Consider the following 1,278-nt stretch of genomic DNA (forward strand, 5'->3'; position numbering starts at 1 on the left):
TAGCGGCGTGGTGTCGGCGTTCGTATTCGTCGGGGCTGAGGTGGCTGTTGGTGGAGTGTCGGCGGCGGGTGTTGTAGCGGGTCAGCCACGCGAAGACCGTTTTTCTGCAGGTGGTGGCGTCGCCGTAGTCGTGGGCGCCTTGGAGGGTTTCGCGTTTCAGGGAGGCGTGGAAGCTTTCGCAGGCCGCGTTGTCGGCGCTGGTGCCGACCGCGCCCATCGACCGGGTGACTTTGAGCTGGCCGCAGAGGCTGGCGTAGGCCCTTGATCCGTATTGGGCTCCGTGATCGGAGTGGAACACCGCCCCGTCCAGCGAGCCGCGGGTGCCGGCGGCCATCCGCAGAGCGTCGGCGACCAGGGTCCGTGCGCATGTGGTCCGCGATGGACCAGCCGACGATCTTGCGGCTGAAGCAGTCCAGCACCGTCGCGAGATAGAGGAACTTCCCGCTCGCGAGCGGGAGATACGTGATGTCACCCATGTACTTCCGCCCCGGCTCGACGGCCGTGAAGTCCCGCTGGAACAGGTCTTCGACCGGTGAGGATGCCGGGTCGGGGACGGTGGTGCGGATGCGTCTGCGCAGGCGGATGCCGGTGATGGAGTACGTCCGCATGATCCGGGCGACCCGCTTCTCGTTGACCTGCCGCCCTTTGTCGCGGAGCTCGGCGGTCACGCGTGGGGAGCCGTAGGCGCCGCCGGACTCGCCGTGGACCTGGCGGATCTCCCCGGCCAGGACCTGGTCCTCGCGCTGCCGGGCGGCCCGTGTCTCGGCGCCGGCGAGCCACTTGTAGTAGCTGGACCGGTTGACGTCCAGGATCTGGCAGAGCCGCTTCACCTCAAAGGTGGCCCGGTGGTCGTCGACGAACTGGAAGCGGCTGGTCACCAGTTCGTCTCTCCGGCGAAATACTTGGCCGCCTTGCGGAGTATGTCCCGCTCGGTGGCGAGCTTGCGCTCACTGGCCTCGAGTTCCGCCACCCGTGCTTCCAGCTGTCGGACCCGCTCCTCCGGATCACTGGGCGTAACCGCCGCCCGGTGGCCGACGGCCGGCTTCGCACTCGCAGCGGTGACGCCACGGCGCGTGCGGTCCCGCAGCACCCACTCGCGCAGGGTCGCCCGGTTGACGCCCAGGTCAGCGGCGATGCTCTTGTACGTCGCCCCGGGCGTGGACTCGTACAGGGCCACGGCATCGGCCTTGAACTCGTCCGAATAGTCCTTCAGAGCCATCGGTGGTCTTCTCGCTTCCTCCGGATCAATCAAGATCCAGTATCAGCGTGTCCACCACT

1 pseudogene is annotated in these 1,278 nt (G+C 67.6%); it reads right to left on the reverse strand.

Going from position 1 to position 1,278, the window contains the following annotated elements:
- A pseudogene (locus tag ACWF9Z_RS36695) lies at positions 1–1,219 on the reverse strand (IS3 family transposase); the annotation flags it as partial.
- Positions 1,220–1,278 lie beyond the last annotated feature (59 nt).

The sequence above is a fragment of the Streptomyces sp. NPDC054961 genome (genome assembly GCF_053609145.1).